The 3729-nt window shown below is 61.0% G+C and carries 3 protein-coding genes and 2 pseudogenes; all 5 read left to right on the top strand.

All coding sequences use genetic code 11. From position 1 onward, the window contains the following. A pseudogene (locus tag Q0M35_RS18015) lies at positions 1–765 on the top strand (BMP family protein); the annotation flags it as partial. Then, a pseudogene (locus tag Q0M35_RS18010) lies at positions 754–1642 on the top strand (cytosine deaminase); the annotation flags it as partial. The pseudogenes Q0M35_RS18015 and Q0M35_RS18010, both read left to right, overlap by 12 nt. 241 nt (positions 1643–1883) lie before the next feature. Further along, positions 1884–3023 carry an SRPBCC family protein gene (locus Q0M35_RS18005; RefSeq protein WP_295317633.1) on the top strand — a complete coding sequence of 380 codons (1140 nt, stop codon included), beginning with the start codon at positions 1884–1886 and terminating at the stop codon, positions 3021–3023. After that, positions 3020–3436: a RidA family protein gene (locus tag Q0M35_RS18000; RefSeq protein WP_295317632.1), complete on the top strand. Its 417-nt coding sequence runs from the start codon at positions 3020–3022 to the stop codon at positions 3434–3436. Before Q0M35_RS18005 ends, Q0M35_RS18000 begins: the two co-directional genes overlap by 4 nt. Next, a partial coding sequence (locus Q0M35_RS17995; RefSeq protein WP_295317631.1) for a DUF1028 domain-containing protein occupies positions 3433–3729 on the top strand: 297 nt, incomplete at its 3' end. The genes Q0M35_RS18000 and Q0M35_RS17995, both read left to right, overlap by 4 nt.

Genomic DNA, 3729 nt, shown 5'->3' with positions numbered 1-3729 from the left:
CACCGTACAGGAGCGGGGCGACATTGACTGTTCCTTCTCCGGGAACGTCTCAAACACAGACTATGCGCGAGTGCTAAGCGAATATGCTGAAGCCGGAAATGCGCTGGTCATCGGCAAGGTATTCGGCGCCGAACAGGAAGCGCGCGAATTGACCGCAGAAAACCGGGAAGTCGCCTTTCTGATGTGGCCGGGCTTTAAAAAAGACCCGGCCCCGCCGGACTTTGCCATATTTAATAACTACAATCAGGATGCCTCCTGACACTTCGGTATTATTTCCAGATTCATGACGGAAAGTGGTCATATCGGCATAGTCGGCGGTTTCCCTGTCCCGTAAGCGAACCGTCTGATGCATGCCTTTATGGCGGACGCGCGTGAGATGAAGCCCGACATAACTTTCCAGGTCAGCTTCATCGGCAGCTGCTTTGATCCGCCCAAAGCCAAAGAAACCGCCTTTGCGATGATCGGGAACGGCGCGGACATTCTGTACGATGAGCGCTTCGGTGTGTCTGATGCCGCACAGGACAAGGGCATTCTGGCCATCGGAAACGTGATCGACACTCGGGCGGATTATCCGGAAACCGTTGTGGCCTCTGCTATCCGGCACTTCGAGCCGACGCTCGATAAGGCCATTGCCGAAGTACAGGCGGGCACACTCACGGCCGCAGATTACGGCGACTGTGCCCTTATGTAGGACGCGGTACAACGCTCGCACCGCCGGGTACGTTCGAGGGCAGTGTCCCGCAGGAAGCGCTTGATCTGGTCAGCCCGGCTTTTTGCCGATCCGCATTTTCACATGGATGCGACGCTCTCCTGTGGCACGCCGCGCTTCAATGCCCCGGGCACGCTGCTGGAAGGCATCGGTTTATGGGGAGAACTCAAAGAGGTAATGACCCAGGACGAGGTCGTCGGGCGCGCGCTTGAGTATTGCCACCGGGCGGCTTCAATGGGGCTGCTGGCGATCCGCAGCCATGTGGACACCTGCGACGACCGGTTGCCGGGGGTGTCAGCACTTCTCGAAGTCCGCGAGAAGGTGCGTGAATGCATCGATCTGCACCTTGTGGTCTTCCCCCAGGGCGGCTTGTCCGGTGACCCGACGGCCCGTGCGAATACGATCCGCGCGCTGGATATGAGCGTTGATATCGTCGGCGGCATTCCGCATTTTGAACGCACTAAGGCGGACGGGGCGGCGTCGGTCTCAAAGCTTTGAGCGATTGCGGCGGCACGCGGTCTGCAGGTCGGGACGCACTGCGATGAAACAGATGATCCGAACTCGCGCCACATTGAAACGCTGGCCTTTGAGACGCAGCGCCCGGGGCTGCAGGGCCTGCTCGCCGGCTCGCACCTGATCCCGACGCATTCGATGGACAACTGCTGTGTATCAAAGCTGTTGCCGCTGATTGCTGAAGCTGAGATCAACGTCATCCCGAACCCGCTGATCAATATCGTGCTTCAGGGCCGGCATGACACATTCCCCAAAGGGCGCGACCTGACGCGGGTGCGCGAAATGCTGGCAATGGGCATCAACGTGGGCTGGGGGCAGGACTGTGTGCCGGACCCCTGGTACCCGCTCGGCACTGCTGACATGCTGGATGTGGCGTTCACGGGGTGTGATGTGGCGCAGATGACCAGCCCTGCGGATATGCGCAGCTTTCCCTGCCGGGGCGGTCGGAGCGCGTCACCCGCCGGCATACGCTCTGGAAATTTGCGGGCAGGCACCGGCGGCGCGCCCGGGACACTGAAAGAGCCGGTCATGAACCGCCTCACCGACACAGAGAGCTTGATTCTTTGCCGAGTAGTTCAGACAGTAACCACCGGTGCAGCGGCGGGTTTTGTGTGATCTGACGCGTGTACTGCGCTGTCGCAAACCAGACAGGAGTGGCCTGATGAAAGATGCCGTTGATGAACTGCGCGAGAACGTCTCCCGGCCCTTTGATGCCGCGCGGGCGATGCCGCCCTCGGTCTACACCAGCGAGGCCTTTCTGCAGCGCGAAATCGAGGACATATTTGCGCAGGACTGGTTCTGTGCCGGACGCGCCTCATCGCTGCCCGGCGCTGGGGATTATCTGACGCTGGATCTGGCAAATCAGCCGGTCATCGTGCTGCGTGATGGCGAGGGGGCTTTGCGCGCGATGGCCAATGTCTGCCGCCACAGGATGTCCACGCTGCTCGAAGGGCGCGGCACAGTGCGTCGCATCGTCTGCCCCTATCATGCCTGGACCTATAACCTCGACGGCAGCCTGCGCGGCGCCCCGGCAATGGAGCAGAACACCGGTTTTTGTAAATCTGAAAATACCCTGCCGGAGATCCGCTGCGAAGAATGGCAGGGCTGGATTTTCGTCACGCTTAATTGTGACGCACCGCCTGTCGCGGGACAACTTGCGACGCTCAACGGGATGATCGGCGATTTCGGAATGGCCGAATATACCGAGACTTTTACAGAAACCCATCTGTGGGACACCAACTGGAAGGTGCTGGCTGAGAACTTCATGGAAAGCTATCACCTGCCGGTCTGTCACGCGGGTACCATCGGCGGGCTTTCGAAGCTGGAGGAGATGGTCTGCCCGCCCGGAGAGGCCGCGTTCAACTACCACACGATCCTCAAAGACGACACGCTGAAGATCGCGCTGGCGCATCCTGAGAACACCCGGCTGACCGGCGAACGGCGGCGCATGACCTATCTGATCGCGATTTACCCCGGTCTGATGATCACTCTGACGCCCGGCTATTTCTGGTATCTGTCGCTGCATCCGAAGGGTCCCGGCCAGGTGCAGATCAGCCATGGCGGAGGCATGTCGCCGGAGTTCATTAACGACCCCGATGCCAGAGCCCAGCTGGATCAGCTCAGAGATCTTCTTAAGCGGGTGAACGAAGAAGACAGGGGCTGTACTGAAAAAGTGTACCGCGGGCTTTGCTCCGCATCCGCACGGCCCGGGCCCCTGTCACATCTGGAACGCCCGAACTACGATTTTGCGAAGTACATCTACGGGCGCATCGCCGCGGCGGCAGAGGGCGGCGGGCAATGACCCACCGCCGGATCCGCCCGTTCAACACCCGCGAGACCTATCCTGAGCAGGCGCTCGACAATGACCTCTGTCATGCTGTGGTGACCCGCGGTGGCAGCACCGTCTGGATGCGCGGCCAGTGTCCGCAGAACCTTGAAGACGCGCGCAGCATCGACAGCCACGATCCGGCCGAACAGACCCACAAGGTGATGCAGAACATCCGCCAGCTGATCGAAGAGGCCGGCGGCGAAATGGAACATCTGGTGAAACTGGTGGTCTACATCACCGATGTGCGCCACCGCGAGGCCGTCTATCGCACCATGGGCGAATACATCAAAGGGGTGCATCCGGTCTCTACCGGGCTGGTGGTTCAGGCGCTGGCCCGTCCGGAGTGGCTTGTGGAAATTGACGCGACCGCGGTGATCCCGGAATGACTTTTTCGCTGGTTGCGCGTTGTGCCGGGACCGGCATGTTCGGGATGGCGATTGCCTCTTCTTCGCCCGCCGTTGCGGCGCGGTGCGTCTATACCCGCGCCGGCATTGGTGCCGTGGCAACCCAGAACGTAACCGATCCGCGCCTGGGCCCTGAGACACTGGATCTGATGGCGGCCGGGCTGAGCGCCGCTGAGGCAGTGTCCCGCGTCATTGCGGAGACCGATTTTCCACAGTACAGGCAGGTGCTTGCGATTGACGCCAGGGGCCGGACTGCAGTGCACTCCGGCCCGGAG

It is taken from the genome of Roseobacter sp. (assembly GCF_024639605.1).
In the GTDB taxonomy this organism is placed as follows: Bacteria; Pseudomonadota; Alphaproteobacteria; order Rhodobacterales; family Rhodobacteraceae; genus Roseobacter.
This window is presented reverse-complemented; position numbering and strand designations above follow the sequence as displayed.